Source organism: Billgrantia hypersalina, assembly GCF_052584175.1.
In genome coordinates this window covers 128,233-147,208 of sequence record NZ_JBMIQI010000008.1, presented here as the reverse complement: position 1 = coordinate 147,208, position 18,976 = coordinate 128,233, and the positions used below count along the sequence as shown (strand labels likewise).

Genomic DNA, 18,976 nt, shown 5'->3' with positions numbered 1-18,976 from the left:
CGGGAAGGAATCGCCTTATGACCTCGATCGCATCCCCTTTCGCCGACCCGTCGGCCGAGCCCGGCACCGCGGCGCTCTCACCCGAGGCGTTCCGCGAAGCGCTGCTGGCCAAGGGCGCCTACTACCATATCCATCACCCTTACCAGGTCGATATGGCTGAGGGGCGCGCCACGCCGGAGCAGATTCGCGGTTGGGTCGCCAACCGCTTCTACTATCAGGTCAACATTCCGCAGAAGGACGCCGCGCTGCTGGCCAACTGCCCCGACGCCGCCACGCGCCGACGCTGGATCCAGCGCCTGCTCGACCACGACGGCCAAGCGGCGGACGGTGGGGGTATCGAGGCCTGGTTGACCCTGGGCGAGGCGGTGGGGCTGACTCGCGACGAACTATGGGCGCAGGAACACGTACTCCCGGGCGTGCGCTTCGCGGTGGACGCCTATGTCAACTTCGTGCGACGTGCCGACTGGCGCGAGGCGGCGATCTCGTCGCTCACCGAACTGTTCGCTCCTCAGGCGCACCGCAGCCGACTCGACACCTGGCCGATCCACTACCCCTGGATCGACGAGGCCGGCTACGGCTACTTCCGCAAGCGCTTGAAGGAAGCCCGCCGCGACGTCGACCATGGCCTGGAGGTGGCACTGGCGGTATGCACCACTGCCGTCGCCCAGCAGCGCGCCCTGGACATCCTGCAGTTCAAGCTCGACGTGCTGTGGTCGATGCTCGACGCCATGACGCTGGCCTACCAGCTCGGCCGGCCGCCCTACCACACGGTCACCGACCGGCGCGTCTACCACCGGGGGCTGTCATGAGCACAATCGCATCGGCCACCGTCTACCGCCTGCGCCCCGGTTGGCGACTGCAGTGGGAAGCGGCCCAGGGCCGTCACGTACTGCTCTATCCCGAGGGCATGGTACAGCTCAACGACAGCGCTGGCGCCATCCTCGCCGAGCTCGACGGCAGTCGCGACGTGGCTGACGTGGTGGCGAACCTGCAGGCCCGCTTCCCCGAGGCCCCCGCCGCGGAAATCGAACGTGACACCCACGAGTTCCTGCTCGACGCCATACGACAAGGGTGGATTCAACATGACTGACCGCTCCCATACCGCCGCCGTCAACGGCGCCACCGGCGCACCGCTTTGGCTGCTCGCCGAGCTCACCTACCGCTGCCCGCTGCAGTGCGCCTACTGCTCCAATCCGCTCGACTTTGCCTCGGTGAAGGAGGAGCTCACCACTGACGAATGGGTCGAGGTGCTGACCCAGGCGCGTGCCATGGGGGCGGTGCAGATGGGCTTCTCCGGCGGCGAGCCGCTGGTGCGGCGCGACCTCGAGACGCTGGTGGGCGAGGCACGCCGGCTGGGCTTCTACACCAACCTGATTACCTCGGGCCTGGGGCTCGACGAGGCGCGCATCGCGGCGCTACGCGAAGCCGGGCTCGACCATATCCAGATCAGTCTGCAGGCCTCCGATCCCGACGTGGCAGCGGCGGTGGCCGGCTCGCCCAAGGCCCACGCCAAGAAGCTCGCCATGGCACGCTCGGTCAAGGCGGCCGGCTACCCCATGGTGCTCAACGTGGTACTGCACCGGCACAACATTGATCGCATCGACGAGATCATCGCCCTATGCGACGAGCTGGGCGCCGATGCGGTGGAACTGGCCAACTGCCAGCTTTACGGCTGGGCGCATCTCAACCGCGAGGGTCTGCTGCCGAGCCGCGCCCAGCTCGAGGCCGCCGAGGCCACCACTGCACGCTGGCGCGAACGCCTGGCCGAACGCGGCCGCGACATGCGCCTGCTGTTCGTGGTGCCCGACTACTATGGCGAGCGCCCCAAGGCGTGCATGGGCGGATGGGGTGCGATCTTCATGACCGTGGCGCCCGACGGCGCGGTGCTGCCCTGCCACAGCGCCCGAATGCTGCCGATGAGCTTCCCCAACGTTCGCGAGCACCCGCTCAGGGAGATCTGGTACGACAGCGAGCCGTTCAACCGCTATCGCGGCGATGCCTGGATGCGCGAGCCGTGCCGTAGCTGCGACGAACGCCACAGGGACGTCGGTGGCTGCCGCTGCCAGGCCTACCTGCTCACCGGCGACGCCGCGGCCACCGATCCGGTCTGTTCGCTCTCGCCGGACCATCACCTGATCGAGGCCGCTCGCCGCGAGGCCAGTACCGCTGCCCCGCCGCTGGAAGCCCTGACCCTGCGTAACGTGCACGAATCGCGGGTGTTCTGTCGCGCATGACCGCCTCGCTCACCGCCCCCGGTGACGAGGCCGCTCGACGCGCAGGGTTGCCGCCGGGCAGCCGGCTGCACGAGACCCGGCTGGAAAGCGGCCTGACGATCGTAGCGGCGGAGGTATCAAGCGCTCAGCTGCAGCGCCTGGTCGGTGCGGTGGACGTGGGCTACCTGGACGAGCCCGACGACTGCCGCGGGCTGGCCCACCTGCTCGAGCATGCGCTGTTCCTGGGCTCGGCGGGCTTTCCCGGCGCCAGCGAGCTGGCCGGCTGGCTCGGCGAGCGTGGCGGACGCTATAACGCACGCACCGATGAGCACATGACCGACTTTCACCTGCACCTGCCACCGGCCGAGACCGACGAGGGCCTGGCCCGGCTGGTGGATTTGCTCGCCCGGCCCCGTTTCGAGGTCGAGAGTATCGACCGGGAAGTGGGCATACTCGATGCGGAATTCCAGGCCCGGCTGGCCGATCCCGCCCTGCACCGGCTGATGGCCTTGGGCAGGCTCTGCCGCGAGGGGCATCCCGCCCGACACTGCCATGCCGGCAACCGCACCACGCTCGGCGACGACCCGGCCCGACTGACGACCCGACTCGGCGATTTTCATGCCTGCCACTACCGCGCCGGGCGCATGGTGCTGGTCATGCTGGGGCCGCTGCCGCTGGAGCGGCAACTGGACCTGCTCGCCGGCCACGGCGCTGCACTGAAGCCGGGCGGAGCGGCATCACCGCAGCGGGCCTGGCGCTGGAGCGAGCCGGGCGGCATGGCCTGGCACCTGCCCGAGGCCAAGGCAGGCGCCACAGCGTTGGAACTCTTCTGGCCCCTGCCCGAGGCCATCGCCGCGGCGCATGGCGATTGGCTGGCTGGCGTGGCGGCCCGGCTGGTCGATGGCCGCCTGGCCGCCACCCTGCAGGCCGCCGTCGAGCTCGACCGGCTCGAGGCGACCCTGGCCCCGGAGGGGATGGGCCCTGCACTGGCCCTGCGCCTGACGCCGGCCCCCGACGAGGAGACGATTCAGGCGATGCTGGCTACCTGCTGCACGGCACTTGAGCAGGCCATGGCCTCACCGCTGCCCACTCTACCCGTCCCCTCCCTGGATCTCGACGCCTGGCCGCGGCAACGGGTCGCCAGGCCGAGCTTACTGAAAGAAGACGACAGGGCATCGATCGAATCGCCAATATCCTGGCTCACCCCCGAGCGCTGCCGGCTCCTGTGGCAAACCCCCGCTGCCGCCGGGCGATGGAAGACACTGGCCGAGACCGGTACCTGCTGGCGGCCCCAGCCGCTGCCCCGCATGGGCGAGCCGCTGCCTTCACGGGCCCCTCCCGCACTGCCCGCCCGAGCACCGTCGCCGCACACCGGCCAGTCGAAGCCGCACCCGCTGCGACACGACGAACGGCTCAGCCTGTGGTGCGGCACACCGATACACCTGGCGGACGCGCCGCCGGCCAGCCTCTGCCTGGGCTGGCCCGCCCCGGCGTCGCAGCAGCCGGCACGCCTGGCCCGCTGGCAGCAGAACACCTTGCCGCTGCGCCAGTCCGCTGCCGTGCATGGCATGCACCTGGCCTGCGCGGGCGATGCCCGCGGCGACTGGCTGGTTGCCACGGGTGCGGCCGAGCGTCTTGGCTCCCTGGCGGCGCTGGCCGTGGCCTGCTGGCCGCAGACGGCACCGTCGGCGTACGGCATACCAGCCAAGGGGCTGCTGGCCCAGCGCATGCTGGCACGGCTCGAAACCTTGCCGCCACCCACCGGCCAGGGGCCTGTCCCTGCCCGACTGTTGGGGTGGGCAAGCGACGCCGCCGGCGCCCAGGTGGCCGAGGCGAGTCTCATGCGCCTGGAAGAGCGGCTTGCGGCGAACCCGCCTGTCGATGAGCCTTGCCCACCGGTACATCTCGATACCCTCCGGCTCCCCCCCCAAGGCGCCGACCATGCCGTGATGCTGGAAATCTCCGCCCCTGACGACACGCCCCGTAGCCGCTGGCTGCTGAGGCTGCTGGCCCAGTGCCATGACGCCGCCTTTAACCGCGAGATGCGTCAGCGTCGCGCCCTGGGCTACGCCGCAGCGGTGCGCTACCGCGAATCGTCGGGCTTCCCGCGGCTGGGCTATGTGGTGCAATCGCCGGGCACTGCAACAGACGCGTTGCAACTGGCCATCCTCGACTTTCTGACTGACCAGGGAGAAGCCCTGGCGCATCTTGCCTCGGCGGAGATGGCACAGCGTAAGCATGGCCTGCTCGTCAATGCCGGCCATCCGGAAACCCATGCCGAGGCCCTCGTCCGCCTGTGGCAGGCGCTGCGCCGCCACCCCCCCGAGGAGGGCGCGCGCTCTCCCTGGCAACCCCTTCCCTGGGAAGCCGAGAAACAGGCGCTGCTGACCCTGCAGCCCGACCACCTCTCCGATCTGGCAGCTAACCTCGTCGCTGGCCGCCTGGTACGGCGCTGGTGGCTGCACACCCCGGGCGGAGCCGACGCGTAACGGGCTGATCGCAAATGTTGCCAGCCGACAACTCAGTTGTGTCGCCAGGTCACAATCGGCTCGCCACGACTCTCCTAGACTGAAGCCAGCGTCGTCCCACCGAGACGCGCATCGGTCCCGGGCGGGATCAAGGAGCAACCATGAGCCTGATGGATACCATCCAGCGCTGGTTCGGCGGCAAGCCCGCCACGAGCGCGACACGCACGACGGCGCCCCGTACGCCGCCCCCCCGTGAAAAGCCCACAACAACGACAACACAAGGGAAGCCATCCCCCATGAGCCACCACAACGTTCATATCCACCCCGCCGTCGATGATGGCGTCAAGCGCGGCAGCGACAGCTTCACTGGCGGCAAGCTCTACTGCCACTGCCGCAGCGACCAGGTCGAGGTGACAATCGACGCCCAGTGCGCTCATAACCACGTCTGCGGCTGCACCAAATGCTGGAAGCCCGAAGGGGCGCTGTTTTCGATGGTGGCCGTGGTGCCCCGCGACAAGCTCCGCGTCACCGCTCACGAGGAGAAGCTCGACGTCGTCGATCCCTCCGCGGCCATCCAGCGCCATGCCTGCCGGGAGTGCGGCGTCCACATGTACGGGCGCATCGAGAATACCGACCACCCCTTCCATGGGCTGGATTTCATTCACACCGAGCTGTCGCGCGACGACGGCTGGGCCGGCCCCGAGTTCGCCGCCTTCGTCTCGTCGATCATCGAGTCCGGCGCCGACCCGGAGAACATGGACGCGGTTCGCTCGCGGCTCCAGGAGCTGGGCCTGCCGCCCTACGACTGCCTCTCGCCGCCGTTGATGGATGCCATCGCCACGCATTCCGCCAAGGCCAAAGGGGTGGCCTAGCCCCCTTGGCGGACGCGACGGGCCAAACCCTTGGCCCGTCGATGCGATGGGCTGGAGTTCAGCGGCGCATGGCCGCCGCGGGCTGCCGCCGCCCCTCACTCCGCCATGGGTGATGCAGAATCACGTAGGCCACGCAGCCAATCGCCACCCCCCAGAAGGCCGATCCGAGCCCCAGCAAGCTCATGCCGGAGGCGGTGGCCAGGAAGGTGATGATCGACGCCTCGAGATGCGTCTTCTCCCCCGCCGCTGCGCTGAGATTGCTGGCAATGGCCCCGATCAGCGCCAGCCCCGCCAGCAACGCGATGAAGGTCACCGGCAGCGAGGTGAACAGCAGCACGATGCTGCCGGAGAACAGCGCCCCGAGCAGATAGAAGACCCCATTGGCCACGCCGGCCACGTAGCGCCTGGCGGGATCGGGGTGGGCCGCCTTGCCGGTGCACAGTGCCGCGGTGATGGCCGCCACCACCGTGGTGATGCCCCCGAACAGCGCCATCGGCATCGACACCAGGCTGGTGACAGTGAGGATCGGGCGGGCCTGGGTGGCGTAGTCGGCGCCACGCAGAATGGCCATGCCCGGCAGGAACTGGCCGGTCAGGCTGACGAGCGCCAGGGGCAGCGCCAGGCTCAGTGTGGCATGCAGCGTCCATTCGGGGCGGATCGGCTCGGGCGTGGCCAGCTGCCAGGAAACCCCGGCCAGGCTGGCCCCTTCCAGCAGCACCGCCAGCCCCACCCCCACCACCAGCAGCAGCACCAGGAAGTAGCGCGGGAAGAGTCGCTTGAATACCAGGTAGGCGGCCAGCATGCCCAGCGCCAACATCGGCGCTCCCTCCAGCGAGGTAAACACGCCGACGCCGAACTGGAACAGGATGCCGGCCATCATCGCCGCGGCGATACCAGGCGGGATCAGCGCAATGATGCGGTCGAATGAGCCGCTCACGCCGACAGCGAAGATGATGAGCGCTGCCGTGAGATAGGCGCCCACCGCCTCGTTCAGCGATAGCTCGGGAAAGAGCGTGACCAGCAGCGCCGTACCCGGCGCCGACCAGGCCGTCACTATCGGCGTCTTGAGCCACAGGCTCAGGCCGATGCCCGACACCGCGGCGCCGAGGGAGATCGCCCACACCCAGGAGCTCATCATCTGGGTGGAGATGTCCGCGCTCTGCGCAGCCTGGAAGAAGATCGCCAGCGGCCCGGCATAGGAGATCAACACCGCCACGAAGCCGGCGGTCACGGCCGATAGCGACACGTCCTGACGTAATGACATGGTTCACCTCGCGTGAGAGGGGGTGGAAAGTCGAAACGGGAAAAAAGGCCCGCGACGAAGCATCGACCGCGGACCAATGGAGGAAGGTAAGGTCGTCCCGCTAGCGCGCCGTGGCGGTCGCCTCGTGCGAACTGGCGGTCTCGCGGGAGAAATCGAAGTCCCTGAATTCCACCAGCATGGAAAGGCCCGCCCCCAGCACTAGCGCCCAGAAGGAAGAGCCGATGCCGAGAATCTGGATCCCCGAGACGGCAATCAGGAAGGAGAACATGGCGCCCACCTCATGCTTACCGGAGAAGGTCATGTGCATGGCCGAACTGATCACCCTCAGCAATGCCAGCCCCGCGATAATGGCGATGAAGTAGCTCGGCATCGCCTCGATCAGGCTGAACACGAAGCCGTAGAAAGGCGCCGCCGTGACGAAGATGATGCCGACGATCACCGCCGCCACCCAGCGCTTGTCATGGCTGCCGGCCTCCGGCCCCGAACAGATCCCGGTCATCGGCGCGGCGATGCAGGTGCTGTGCAGGTTGAAGAAGGCCGAGACCATGGTGCCGAAGCCCCCCAGCGCGGTGATGGCGTTGGCCGGCGCGGACTTGTACCCCATGCCCTTGACCAGCCCCACTCCAGCCGGGGTTTCCATGCCGACGAGAATCAGTGCCAGCGGCAGGCCGTAAGCCAGGAAGGCCTCCAGGGTGAAGACCGGCATGATGAACTCAGGCAACTTGAATGAGAATGTCACGTCGGAGAAGTCGGCGCCGGACAACGCCATGTAGCCGACGCCCACCAGCAGCGTGACCACCAGCGGTGGTATCCGACGCAAGAAACGCGCGGCGAAGAAGAAGGAAAGGATCATGATGGTCGCCGGCACCAGGGCGTTCTGCAGCGGCATCACCATATTGGTGCCGAACTTGAGCAATATACCCGCCACCATGCCCATGACGATTGGCATCGGAATTAGCCGCATGACCAGGCGCATCCAGCCTGCCAGGCCCACCAACAGCGCGATGGCCCCCGCCATCAACGTGGCGCCCAACGCCTCGTTGAGTCCCACCAAGGGAATGACGGCGGCGAACAGCAGCGCGCCGGGGATGGAGTTTGCCATCGGCAGCGGCAGCCGGTAGTAAGCCGGCAGGAAGAGCCCGAACAAGCCGTTGATCATCAGGTAGCTGATCACCCACAGCAGGGTGAACTCCTGGGGGAGCCCCGCCGCAGTGCCGGCGCTGATGTGAATGACCCCGGCGCTAAGGCCGAAGATGCCGGCCACCACGCCAGCGCTGAGGTTGTCGGCATTGAGGTCGCGAATGAAGTCGCGTGGCGCCGAGGCGAGGCCGGCACCTTTCTCGATATGTTTCACGGTATGCTCCAGGGGACTGTTGTTATCGTTGCGTGTGTAGGGCGTACAGGTGAACGTGGCGCGAGGTGACGCTCAGCCGCTATCACCTCCCGCCACCGGCACGACGGTACCGGTGATATAGCTGGCCTCTTCCGAGGCCAGGAACAGGATCGGTGCCGCCATTTCGTCCAGGGTGCCGTAGCGCCCCATCAGGCAGCTGCGCTTGGTCTGATCGATATGGGCCTGGAACCAGGCCTGTTCCTGCTCGTTGCGTGGCTCGGGAGTGCCGCGCGAGATACGTCGTGGTGGTGCCTCGGTACCACCGGGCGCGGTGGCCACCACGCGTATGCCATGCTCGGCGTATTCGAAGGCCAGGGAGGCAGTCATGGCATTGACGCCGCCCTTGGCCGCCGAGTAGGGAATCCGGTGGATGCCGCGAGTCGCTGCCGACGACACGTTGACGATAACGCCGCCACCCTGCTCCACCATGGTGGGCAAGGCCGCACGACAGCACCACAGGGTCGGCATCAGCGAACGGGTGATCTCCGCCGAGATCTGGGTTTCGGTGAACTCGGTGAAGGGTTTGAAGTTGATCGCTCCCCCCACGTTGTTGATCAGGATGTCGAGACGACCGTAGTGCGCGACGGTCCTGCGCATCACCTCCTCGGCCCCTTGCCAGGTCTCCAGGTCGGCCTGCAGCGCCATGGCCTCGACGCCCTGGTCGCATAGCCCGTCCACCACTTCATGGATGAGGTCGGCACGATCCACCAGCGCCAGGCGGGCGCCCTCGGCACCGGCGCGCTCGGCGACGCGCCGGCCAATGCCTTGGGCGGCGCCGGTGACAAGCATCACCTGCTCGGCAAAACGCGCGCTCATGCCACTTCCTCCTTGGCCGCTTCCGGCGCCAGGCTCGGGGCGAACTTCTCGTAGTGAAAGCTGGCCGGCGAAATGCCCTGTTCGCGGAAGTGGGTGAGCACTGCATCCACCATGGGCGGCGGTCCGCACAGGTAGACGTCGACGTCGCCGCCGTGCAGTAGCTCGGGCGCCATGTGGTGAGTCACGTAGCCCTTGCGCGGATGATCGCTGCCCGCGTCGGCCACCACCGTGGTGTAGGCAAAGTCGGGCAGTGCCTCGGCGAAGGCGTCGAGCTCGTCGAGCTTGACCAGGTGGTCGTCGACGTTCACGCCGTAGAGCAGGCGCACCGGCTGATCGCAGGCCCTCTCCTGCAGCTGACGCAGCATGGAGAGGAACGGCGCCAGGCCGGTCCCCCCGGCCAGCATCAACACGGGCCGCTTCACTTCGCGCAGGTAGAAGCTGCCCATCGGCCCGGTCAGGGTCAGCGCATCCTCAGGCCTGGCCGCATCGCTGAGATAGCCGCTCATCAATCCATTCGGCACATTGCGGATCAGGAAGGAGGAGCGCCGCTCGCCGGGCCGCGAGCTGAACGAGTAGGAGCGGGTCTCGTCGCTGCCCGGCACCTGGATGTTGACGTACTGCCCCGGCAGGAAGGCGAGACCTTCGCCTTCGTCGAGATCCACGACCAGTTCGAAGCTGTCCTCGGAGAGGCGCTCGACTTCGGCGACCCGGGCCGGGAATTCGCCCACCGCGGTCTTGCACAGGGTCGAGGCCACCGGCACCTGTACCACGCAGTCCGACGACGGCACCATCTGGCAAGTCAGCACCTTGCCTTCGGCGAGTTCCTCATCGGAGAGTGCTTCGTCGAGGTATTCGTCGCCCAGGTCGAACTCCCCCTGTTCGCAGCTCCCCTTGCAGGTGCCGCAGACGCCGTCGGAGCAGTCCATGGGCAGGTTGACCTTGTGGCGATAGGCGGCGTCGAGCACCGTCTCGCCGTCCTTGCAGGAAATGAAACGTGTCACGCCGTCTTCGAAGTTGAGGGCTATCGTGTAGCTCATGCTCGTCTCCTTCCCACCGGGTTCGCGATCGTTCAGATGTGGTACACGTCGATGACCTGGTGGATGTAGTCGTTGTTGAGTACCACCTTCTTGGCGGTGATCAGCGGCGCGTCGCCGCTCACGTCGAGGGTGTAGAAGGACGTGCCGAAGTAGCTGCTCGTCTGCTGGTAGCGATGGCTCAGGGTGTGCCAGTTGAAGCGCAGCTCGACCGTGTCGCCCTCCTGGGAGAGCACTTCCAGGTTGGAAACCTGGTGCGTGGTGCGCGGCTCGGGGATGCTGGTGGCCCCGGAGCGCTCGGTCTTGATGCGGTAGACGCGATCCTCGAGTCCCTCGCGATTGGGGTAGTAGATCAGCGAGATCTCGCTCTGCGGATCCTCGGTCAGCCGGTCGTCGTCATCCCAGGCCGGCATCCAGAACACCACGTCCTTGTGGTAGCAGGTCAGCCATTCGTCCCACTCACGGTCGTCGAGCAGACGGGCTTCACGATGAACGAAGGCCTGGATGGTCAGAAAATCGATGCTCATGGTGCCCTCCTCAGGATGCGCTCGCTGCTGCCGGTGCGGTGGCGATGAACTGGCTGCGCTCTTTCTCGATGGCGCGCAGCATCTCCTCGACCCAGTGCTTGTGGTGCAGCACGTAGAGCCCTTCGTCCTCGGGCGAGGCGCCGCTGAGCAGCGGCTTCATGTCGATGGCCTTGGCATTGTCGTCGGGCCCTTCGATCCACTGCCTGGCACCGCGGGAAAGGTCGTTCCATCCGGCGTCGAGCCCGGCGTAGCCGTTCTGGCAGGCGCGGAACTCCTCCAGGTCGTCGGGCGTGCCCATGCCGCTGACATTGAAGAAGTCCTCGTACTGGCGGATGCGCAGGGCGCGGCTCTCGGCGGATTCTCCCTTGGGCGCGAAGCAGTAGATGGTGACCTCGCTCTTGTCCACGGCGATCGGCCGGATCACGCGGATCTGGGTGGAGAACTGGTCCATCAGATAGACGTTGGGATAGAGGCAGAGATTGCGGGTCTGGTTGACGATGGAATCGGCGCGCGCCTCGCCGAGCTCCTGCTCGATGCGCTCGCGCTGGGAGTAGACCGGGCGCACCTCGGGATTGAGCAGGCGCGTCCACAGCATCATGTGGCCGTTGTCGTAGGAGTAGAAACCACCCATGCTCTTCGACCAGCCGTTGGCGTCCACCGCCTTGGTGCCGCCGGCGTCGTAGTTGCGCCGCTCCATGGTCGAGGCGTAGTTCCAGTGCACGGTGCTGACGTGGTAGCCGTCGGCGCCGTTCTCGGCCCCCAGCTTCCAGTTGCCGTTGAAGGTATAGGAGGAGGTGCCGCGCAGGATCTCGATACCCTCCGGCGCCTGGTCGACGATATTGTCGATGATCTTGGTGGTCTCGCCCAGGTACTCGGTGAGCGGGGCAACGTCCGCGCTCAGGCTGCCGAACAGGAAGCCGCGGTAGTTCTCGAAGCGCGCCATGCGCTTGAGGTCGTGGGAGCCCTCCTGCTTGAAGCTTTCCGGATAGGCGCCGGTCTTCTCGTTCTTGGCCTTGAGCAACTTGCCGTCGTTCTTGAACGACCAGCCGTGGAACGGGCAGGTGAAGGTTCCCTTGTTGCCGCGCTTCTTGCGGCACAGGGTCGCGCCGCGGTGGGCGCAGGCATTGATCAGCGCATGCAGCTCGCCCTGCTTGTCGCGGGTAATGATGACCGGCTGGCGCCCCATGGTGACGGTCATGTAGTCGCCCGGCTCGCTGATCTGACTCTCATGGGCGAGAAACAGCCAGTTGCCTTCGAAGATGTGCTTCATCTCCAGCTCGAAGAAGGCCGGGTCGGTGAACATGCTGCGGTGGCAGCGGAAGACGCCGTTCTCGGGGTCGTCAACGACGGCACCGCGTACGCGTTTCTCGAGACGATCAAGCTGTGCGGTCATGGCTCCAACTCCTCGTGGCTCTTGTCAGGTCGTGAGGCTCCCCTACCCGCCGGCCAGGCCGGCGGGGGAGCGTTTCGTGTCGTCTGTCAGGTGTCTGGCGAAAGCGCCTGGCGCTCAGGCCTCGGCGGGTTCCTGCCGGGCCGGCGCCGCCTCATCCTCGAGGGCCCGTGGGCGCTTGTGGCGGCTCTGCCGCTCGGGGTCGGCGGTGGGGGTGAGCTCGACGTCGAACACCACCTCGGTGAAGGGCGCCTCGAGCCCACGCTTGGCGGCCTCGTCGGCGGACTCGATGCGGGTGGCGTCGACCACCAGCTCCTCGCGGGTCGCGAAGGCGAAGTCGTCCCACGTGTACTCGTCGCCGGCCAGGTTGATCTGGGTGGTCAGGTGGCGATGTCCGTCGGCGGAGACAAAGAAGTGGATGTGCGCCGGGCGCTGGCCGTGGCGGCCGAGTAGCTTGAGCACCTGGTCGGTGGGGCTGCCGGCCGGCACGCCGTAGCCGGAGGGGATGATGCTGCGCGCACGGTAGCGCCCCTCGGCATCGGCGAGAATGGTCCGGCGCAGGTTGTACTGCGACTGCGAGGGGTCGAAGAAGGAGTAGTTACCCTTGGAGTCGGCGTGCCAGATCTCGACCTGGGCACCGGGGATCGGCTTGCCCTGGGTATCGCGCACCTGGCCGGTCAACCACATCACCTCGGCGCCCTCGTCGCTGCCATCATCCATGCGCGCCTCGCCTTTGCTGACCGGCGCGCCAGCCACGTAGAGCGGCCCCTCGATGGTGCGCGGCGTACCGCCGGCAAGACCGGCCTGTTCGTCGGCGGCGTCCATGCGCATGTCGAGGTAGTGGTCGAAGCCGAGCCCCGGGGCCAGCAGGCCGAACTGCGATTCCTTCCCTAGCTCGTTGAGCAGGCTGACAGCCGACCAGAACTCCTCGGGGCTGACATCGAAATCATCGATCAGGCGGTACACGTCGGCGAGCAGGCGATGCAGGATCTGCTTGGTGCGGTGGCTGCCGCCCTGCTCGTCGAAGCCGGCCACGGCCTTCAGGAAGTTCTGCACGTCGGGGGTATCGGAGATTTTCACGGTCATGGGTCATTCCTCGTTGTCGTTGGTGGCCCCGTGGGGCTGGCGTGATGCGTCGTCTATCAGCTGTCGTCGTCGCGAATGGACGAGGGATGGCGGCACAGCGGCTTGACGCCGATCTCCATCCACGGGAAGAGCGGCAGGCCCGCGACGATCTCCTGCAGCTCGGCGTTGTCGCGTACGTCGAAGATGCTGACGTTGGCGTAGCTGCCAGCGACCCGCCACAGGTGACGCCACTTGCCGGCGCGCTGAAGTTCCTGGGCGTACGCCTTCTCGCGTGCCTTGATCGCGGCGGCCTCTTCGGCCGGCATCGACGGCGGCAGCTTGACGGTCATTTCCACTTGGAAAAGCATGAGTTCCTCCTCAACGGCGGACGTAGTGCGCCAGTTTGTCTTCATCCAGGGCGATACCCAGCCCCGGTCCCTTGGGCAGCGCGACGCCGAAATCGCCATAGGCGAGCGGCTCGGCGACGATGTCCTCCTTGAGCAGCAGGGGGCCGAACATCTCGCTGCCCCAGGCGAGCTCGGGTAGCGTGGCCCAGGCGTGCAGCGAGGCGGCGGTGCCGATGGTGCCCTCGAGCAGAGTGCCGCCGTAGAGGCCGATGCCAGCCGCCTGGGCCACCTGCGCCAGCGCCAGGGCACCGCGCGGGCCACCGGCCTTGGCGATCTTGAGCGCATAGGCGCCGCTGAAGCCGGCCGCCGCCAGTTCGAAACCGTCACGGGCATCGGCTACCGCCTCGTCGGCCAGCATCGGTACCTCGAAACGGTTGGCCAGGCGCACCAAGCCCGCATGCTCGCGGGCGGGAATCGGCTGTTCGATCAGGTCGATGCCGGCCGCCTGCAGCGCGGCGATACCGCGCACGGCCGTGGACTCGCTCCAGGCCTGGTTGACGTCGACGCGCACGCTGGCGCGCTCGCCCAGCGCCTCCTTGATGGCGGCGACGTGACGCACGTCGTCGTTTACGGCGTTGGCACCGATCTTGAGCTTGAAGTCGCAGTGGCGGCGCTGTTCCAGTCGCTGGAAGGCCTCGTCGATGTCGCGGCCGGTGTCGCCGCTGGCCAGGGTCCACAGCACCGGCAGGTGGTCATGGCGTGCACCGCCGAGCAGCTCGGCCACGGACAGTCCCAGGCGCTTGCCCTGGGCATCGAGCAGTGCGGTTTCCAAGGCCGACTTGGCGATGGCGTTGCCACGGGCGTGTCGGTCGAGTCGAGCCCGTAGCGCCGCGACGGCGGCCGCCGGCTGACCGATCAGCAGGGGCGCCAGGTAGGTGTCGATGTTGCGCTTGATGCTCTCCGGGCTCTCGGGGCCGTAGGCGAGCCCGCCGATGGTGGTGCCCTCACCCAGCCCCTCGACGCCATCGGAGTCGCGCAGACGCACGATGACCAGCGTCTGGCACGCCATGGTGGTCATGGAGAGCTTGTGGGGGCGGATGGTCGGCAGGTCGACCAGCAGCGTTTCGATGGACTCGATGACAGATGACATGCGCGCTCCGGCGGTTCGGTGTTTCGATACCGTGGCAGTTTGATTGCCCCCGTGAGGCCGAACCAATATCGTTTAGGTCCCAAGCCATACCCTGGAGGTATCATGGAGCTGCGACATCTACGCTACTTCTGCGTCGTGGCGGAGGAGCTTAACCTGACCCGGGCGGCCGCCAAGCTGCATATGGCCCAGCCCCCTTTATCTCGTCAAATCAAGCAACTAGAAAGCGAAGTCGGTGCAGAGCTGTTCGAGAGAAGCGCACGCGGATTGCGCCTGACACCGGCGGGCCAATTCTTCCATGAGCATACCCTGCAGATACTGGAGAAGGTCGACACCACCGTTGCCGCCACCCAGCGCCTGGCCCGAAGCAAGCGCGTGATGTTCGGCATCGGCTTCGTGCCGTCGGTGTTCTACGGACAGTTGCCCCTGCTGGTACGGGAATTACGACAAAAGGATAACGTTGAGCTGATGCTGGCCGAGCTGACCACGGTGCAGCAGATGAAAGCCTTGAAGAGCGGACGCATCGACATGGGCTTCGGCCGCATGCGCATCGACGATCCCGACGTGGAACAGGAGAACCTGTTCGACGAGCCGCTGATGGCGGCGCTGCCCGAGGGCCACCCGCTGGCCGACACGACACCGACCCTGGCCCAGCTCGCCGAGTATCCGCTTGTGCTGTTCCCGGCCCAGCCCCGCCCCAGCCTGGCCGACATGACGCTGGGCCTGTTTCGCCGCCGCGGCCTCAAGGTCACCGTGGCGCAAGAGGCCAACGAACTGCAGACGGCACTCGCGCTGGTTGCCTCGGAGATCGGTATCACCCTGGTGCCGGAACAGGTCAAACGGGTCCGGCGCGATGGCATCGTCTATGTCTACCTGGCCGATCCGGGCCTGACCTCACCCGTGATCTGCAGCCGGCGCAAGGGCGAAGCGCCCTCGCCGATCATGCGCGAGGCCAACGCCATCCTCGAGGTGCTGGTGGAGAATCGACGCAGCGGTCGATACCCATGACCTGCCGTGGCGAAATTCAGCCGTGTGGCGAGGCCACGGCCAGGCACGATGACCGGCTGCCGTGGCGCGACAGCGCGATGAACTCCTCCAGCACCAGCCCGACGGCGTCGAGCTGCGCCCTGAAATCCTCCTCGTAGGTCACGCGGCCGAAGTCGATGCTGGTGAGCCGCTTCAGCATCGGCTTGAGGGCTTCCATCCCGCGGGAGGGCCGTCGTTGGATGGTCTGGGTAAAATAGAGCCGGCCGCCCTGCTTGAGCAGCGTGCGGCAGTGACGCAGCGCCCGTTCGGGCTCGGGCAGCAGCATGAAGCTGGCGGAGAAGTAGACGGCGTCGTAGGGCCCGCCGTGATGATCGTAGACGGACTCGAGGCGCACTTCGGCACGCTCGGCCAGGGAGGAATCGTGCAGCCTTTGGCGGGCCCGCTCGATATAGTCGCGGTCGATATCGATGCCGGTCACGTGCAGGCGCTTCTGCTCCACCCGCTCAGCGTTGGCCAGGAGCGCCCCGGCCGTGCCGATGCCCACATCGAGAAGCGCCGCCCCCTCGGGAAGGCGGGCAAGCACCTCGGCATACCAGCGTGAGGTAAGCCGCAGGATCAGGGTGTCGTAAAGCAGGCTTCGGATCATGTCGCGCATCACAACAGATGAAGAGTCGCCAGATCAAGACGCCTTCGATGCCGAACGCCGCCGGCGTCCGCCACGCCGGGCTGCCAGCCGAGCTTCGGCCTTCTCCCTCAGTTGTGGCAGTGCCAGGCACTCCAAGTGCAGCGCCCATTCGCGCCGCATCCCCTCGTCGAAGGATTCGAAGGCCGCGGCATGCAAGGCCGCGAACATTCTGAAGCAGGCCGGGCTGTCACGCTCCACGCGGGGTAATACCTGGCGCTGGCGCTCGAGCCAGCCCGCCACGTCGGCCACCGGCACCTTGATGCGCCGGTGCCGCGTGCGGCGCACGCCCTGCGTTGCCAGTTGCCACGCCTCGGCCTGTTGCTGCCCCTCGCCGTGCAGGCGCGGTGCAATGCGGTCGATCAGCCCGAGCCGCAGTGCTTCGCTGGCGCCGATCGTCGTGCCAGCGAGCAGCAGGCGCAGCGCCGCCGCCAGCCCCACCAACCGTGGCAAGCGTTGGGTACCGCCGGCACAGGGGATCAACCCCAGGGCGATCTGCGGCAAGCCCAGGCGCAGCTCGGGCGGCCCAATCCGGTAATGGCAGGCCATGGCAAGCTCCAGCCCGCCGCCGAGCACGGCCCCGTGCAGCCAGGCTACGCAAGGCTTGTCGCAGTTTTCGATGGCCCAGGTCAGCTCGGGTAGTGACGGCACCTCGTGCAGCCGATCGAGCTCGCTCATGTCGGCACCTGCCGAGAAGCAACGGCCACCGGCCCGCAGCAGGATCCATTCCACTTCGGCACTGCTCTCGGCCTCGGCCAAGGCTTGCTGCAGCTCAAAGCGCAGCCGCTGGGTCAACGCGTTGACCGGCGGGTTGAACAGGGTGATCCGTGCGCAGTTGCCCTCACGGATCAAGGTCACGGCTCGGCTCATGAATCGTCTCGCTGTGTAAGGGTTGTGCACACCAAGGCCGCGGCACATGACAAGAGCTTGACATAGTTTGGCGCCTGCCACACGCCCAGCCTCAAGCCGGGACTAGCCTGCCTCAAACAAAGGACAATGTATTGACATAAATTTTAGGCTCGCCTAGTTTAATTTCAAGACGCGCGGGCACCAAGCAATCAGACCCTACGCCAACCACAACAATGAACAACGCCATATCAGGAGCTTGTATGTCCATTGAGACAAACCTGACTGCCGGACGCAGGCACGCCATGGTCGCCAGCGGCGCCTGGAATGACATGCTGTTGACAGATTATCTAGATGACGCGCTGGCCAGTGCTGCCAACCGTACCGCCATCGTCACCTACCGCCTGGCCGGCGGTACTCGCGATTCACTGACCTACCAGGAGCTGAGCGAGAAGGTCACGCGCCTGGCCGTGGCACTGACCGGACTCGGCGTGGCGAAAGGCGACGTAGTCTCCTGCCAGCTCCCCAACTGGTGGGAAATGACCGCCCTGCACCTGGCTTGCATCCGCATCGGTGCGGTACTCAACCCGCTGATGCCGATTTTTCGCGAGCATGAGCTGCGCTACATGCTGGCCCAGGCCGAGAGCAAGATACTCGTCGTGCCCGGCCTATTTCGCGGCTTCGACCACGCCGCGATGGCGCGACGCCTGAAATCTGAGCTGGCCTCGCTCGATCATGTCCTGGTGATCGGCGGACAGGGCGAGGACAGCTTCGAAAGGGTACTGCTCGAACGCGCCTGGGAACTGGAAGTCGATACTGCCGCGCTGTTTCGCGAGCGCCGCCCCGGCGGCGACGACGTAGTGCAGCTGCTCTACACCTCGGGCACCACCGGCAAGCCCAAGGGCGTAATGCATACCTCCAATACCCTGATGAGCCATATCCGCCCCTTCGCCACCCGCCTGGGGCTAGGCAATGACGATACCGTCTTCATGCCATCGCCACTGGCCCATCAGCTCGGCTTCCTCTACGGCCTGATGCTGCCGATCTACCTCAAGGCCACCGTGGTGCTGCAGGACACCTGGCAGCCGGCCAGCGCCGTCGAGATCATGCGTGCCGAAAGACCCAGCCTGATGCTCGGCTCCACCCCCTTCCTTGCCGACATCGCCGAGCAGGCCGTGGCCCACGGACCCGACTTGCAGTCGCTCAAGCTATTCATGTGCGCCGGCGCGCCGATCCCCAGCCCGGTGGTGGAGAAGGCGGCACGCAACCTGCCAACGCGGATCATTTCCGCCTGGGGCATGACCGAGAACGGTGCGGTGACCACCACCCGCCCCGGCGACGACCCTTCCCGCGCCGTACACACCGACGGCCTGCCGCTCCCCTTCATGGAACTCAAGGTGACCGACATGGAGGGCAATACCCTGCCCCCCGGCGAGGAAGGGCCGCTCTACGTGCGCGGCGCCAGCCTGTTCGTCGGCTACTTCAAGCAGCCCGAGCTCTACGGCGTCGATGCGGAAGGCTGGTTCCCCACCGGCGATCTGGCCCGGCTCGATGAGCACGGCTACGTGCGTATCACCGGCCGTTCCAAGGATGTGGTGATCCGCGGCGGCGAGAACATTCCCATCGTCGACATCGAGAACGCGCTCTACCAGCACCCGGCGATCCAGGCCGTGGCGCTAGTGGGCAGGCCCGACGAACGCCTGGGCGAGCGGCTGTGCGCCTACGTCACCCTCAAGGAGGGCCATGAATCGCTGACACTCGAAGCCATCACCGCCTTCCTCACCGAACGCCAGGTGACGCGCCAGTACCAGCCGGAGTTCCTGGAAGTGCTCGACGAGCTGCCACGTACACCGTCGGGGAAGATCCAGAAGTTCAAGCTGCGTGACAAGGCCAGCCAGGCCACACCGCCCGAATCGGCCTGATGT

Annotated in this window: 18 protein-coding genes; 7 read left to right on the top strand and 11 right to left on the bottom strand. The window is 66.7% G+C overall.

Annotated features, from left to right (window positions below):
* Positions 1-17 precede the first annotated feature (17 nt).
* The 5 genes from pqqC (at position 18) to gfa (ending at position 5,553) form a co-directional block, all read left to right on the top strand.
* Positions 18-809, top strand: a complete 792-nt coding sequence (gene pqqC, locus ACOJCM_RS06040) for a pyrroloquinoline-quinone synthase PqqC (RefSeq protein ID WP_445211167.1) — start codon at positions 18-20, stop codon at positions 807-809.
* Positions 806-1,090: a pyrroloquinoline quinone biosynthesis peptide chaperone PqqD gene (pqqD, locus tag ACOJCM_RS06035; RefSeq protein ID WP_445211166.1), complete on the top strand. Its 285-nt coding sequence runs from the start codon at positions 806-808 to the stop codon at positions 1,088-1,090. Before pqqC ends, pqqD begins: the two co-directional genes overlap by 4 nt.
* Positions 1,083-2,234, top strand: a complete 1,152-nt coding sequence (pqqE, locus tag ACOJCM_RS06030; protein ID WP_445211165.1) for a pyrroloquinoline quinone biosynthesis protein PqqE — start codon at positions 1,083-1,085, stop codon at positions 2,232-2,234. The genes pqqD and pqqE overlap by 8 nt, the downstream gene beginning before the upstream one ends.
* On the top strand, positions 2,231-4,702 hold the full coding sequence (locus ACOJCM_RS06025; protein ID WP_445211164.1) for an insulinase family protein: 2,472 nt from the start codon (positions 2,231-2,233) through the stop codon (positions 4,700-4,702). The genes pqqE and ACOJCM_RS06025 overlap by 4 nt, the downstream gene beginning before the upstream one ends.
* A 275-nt stretch (positions 4,703-4,977) precedes the next feature.
* A complete protein-coding gene (gene gfa, locus ACOJCM_RS06020; protein ID WP_445211163.1) occupies positions 4,978-5,553 on the top strand; it encodes an S-(hydroxymethyl)glutathione synthase in 576 nt (191 codons plus the stop codon).
* A gap of 58 nt (positions 5,554-5,611) precedes the next feature.
* Here gfa and ACOJCM_RS06015 read toward each other — a convergent pair whose 3' ends face one another.
* From ACOJCM_RS06015 to ACOJCM_RS05975, 9 genes are all read right to left on the bottom strand, one after another.
* Positions 5,612-6,817, bottom strand: coding sequence for a benzoate/H(+) symporter BenE family transporter (locus tag ACOJCM_RS06015; RefSeq protein WP_445211162.1), 1,206 nt, complete (start codon positions 6,815-6,817; stop codon positions 5,612-5,614).
* 100 nt (positions 6,818-6,917) lie between these two features.
* A complete protein-coding gene (locus ACOJCM_RS06010; RefSeq protein ID WP_445211161.1) occupies positions 6,918-8,171 on the bottom strand; it encodes a benzoate/H(+) symporter BenE family transporter in 1,254 nt (417 codons plus the stop codon).
* Positions 8,172-8,243: 72 nt separating this feature from the next.
* Complete coding sequence (gene benD, locus ACOJCM_RS06005) at positions 8,244-9,026, bottom strand: benzoate diol dehydrogenase BenD (RefSeq protein WP_445211160.1); 783 nt, start codon at positions 9,024-9,026, stop codon at positions 8,244-8,246.
* On the bottom strand, positions 9,023-10,063 hold the full coding sequence (benC, locus tag ACOJCM_RS06000) for a benzoate 1,2-dioxygenase electron transfer component BenC (RefSeq protein ID WP_445211159.1): 1,041 nt from the start codon (positions 10,061-10,063) through the stop codon (positions 9,023-9,025). Before benC ends, benD begins: the two co-directional genes overlap by 4 nt.
* 32 nt (positions 10,064-10,095) lie before the next feature.
* Positions 10,096-10,587 carry a benzoate 1,2-dioxygenase small subunit gene (gene benB, locus ACOJCM_RS05995; protein WP_445211158.1) on the bottom strand — a complete coding sequence of 164 codons (492 nt, stop codon included), beginning with the start codon at positions 10,585-10,587 and terminating at the stop codon, positions 10,096-10,098.
* 10 nt (positions 10,588-10,597) lie between these two features.
* Complete coding sequence (locus ACOJCM_RS05990; protein ID WP_445211157.1) at positions 10,598-11,980, bottom strand: Rieske 2Fe-2S domain-containing protein; 1,383 nt, start codon at positions 11,978-11,980, stop codon at positions 10,598-10,600.
* Between the two features lie 114 nt (positions 11,981-12,094).
* Positions 12,095-13,063, bottom strand: a complete 969-nt coding sequence (gene catA / locus ACOJCM_RS05985; RefSeq protein ID WP_445211156.1) for a catechol 1,2-dioxygenase — start codon at positions 13,061-13,063, stop codon at positions 12,095-12,097.
* A 56-nt stretch (positions 13,064-13,119) separates the two neighbouring features.
* Positions 13,120-13,410, bottom strand: a complete 291-nt coding sequence (gene catC, locus ACOJCM_RS05980; RefSeq protein WP_445211155.1) for a muconolactone Delta-isomerase — start codon at positions 13,408-13,410, stop codon at positions 13,120-13,122.
* A gap of 10 nt (positions 13,411-13,420) precedes the next feature.
* Positions 13,421-14,539, bottom strand: coding sequence for a muconate cycloisomerase family protein (locus ACOJCM_RS05975; RefSeq protein ID WP_445211154.1), 1,119 nt, complete (start codon positions 14,537-14,539; stop codon positions 13,421-13,423).
* Between the two features lie 102 nt (positions 14,540-14,641).
* Between ACOJCM_RS05975 and ACOJCM_RS05970 the strand changes: the two genes are divergently transcribed.
* On the top strand, positions 14,642-15,544 hold the full coding sequence (locus tag ACOJCM_RS05970) for a LysR family transcriptional regulator (RefSeq protein WP_445211153.1): 903 nt from the start codon (positions 14,642-14,644) through the stop codon (positions 15,542-15,544).
* A 16-nt stretch (positions 15,545-15,560) separates the two neighbouring features.
* Here ACOJCM_RS05970 and ACOJCM_RS05965 read toward each other — a convergent pair whose 3' ends face one another.
* Both ACOJCM_RS05965 and ACOJCM_RS05960 read right to left on the bottom strand, forming a co-directional pair.
* Positions 15,561-16,169 carry a class I SAM-dependent methyltransferase gene (locus ACOJCM_RS05965; protein WP_445211152.1) on the bottom strand — a complete coding sequence of 203 codons (609 nt, stop codon included), beginning with the start codon at positions 16,167-16,169 and terminating at the stop codon, positions 15,561-15,563.
* A 33-nt stretch (positions 16,170-16,202) separates the two neighbouring features.
* On the bottom strand, positions 16,203-17,075 hold the full coding sequence (locus ACOJCM_RS05960) for an enoyl-CoA hydratase/isomerase family protein (RefSeq protein WP_445211151.1): 873 nt from the start codon (positions 17,073-17,075) through the stop codon (positions 16,203-16,205).
* Between the two features lie 239 nt (positions 17,076-17,314).
* Here ACOJCM_RS05960 and ACOJCM_RS05955 point away from each other — a divergent pair, with 239 nt between their 5' ends.
* The gene (locus tag ACOJCM_RS05955; protein ID WP_445211150.1) at positions 17,315-18,973 is read left to right on the top strand and encodes an AMP-binding protein; all 1,659 of its coding nucleotides are present in this window, start codon (positions 17,315-17,317) and stop codon (positions 18,971-18,973) included.
* Positions 18,974-18,976 lie beyond the last annotated feature (3 nt).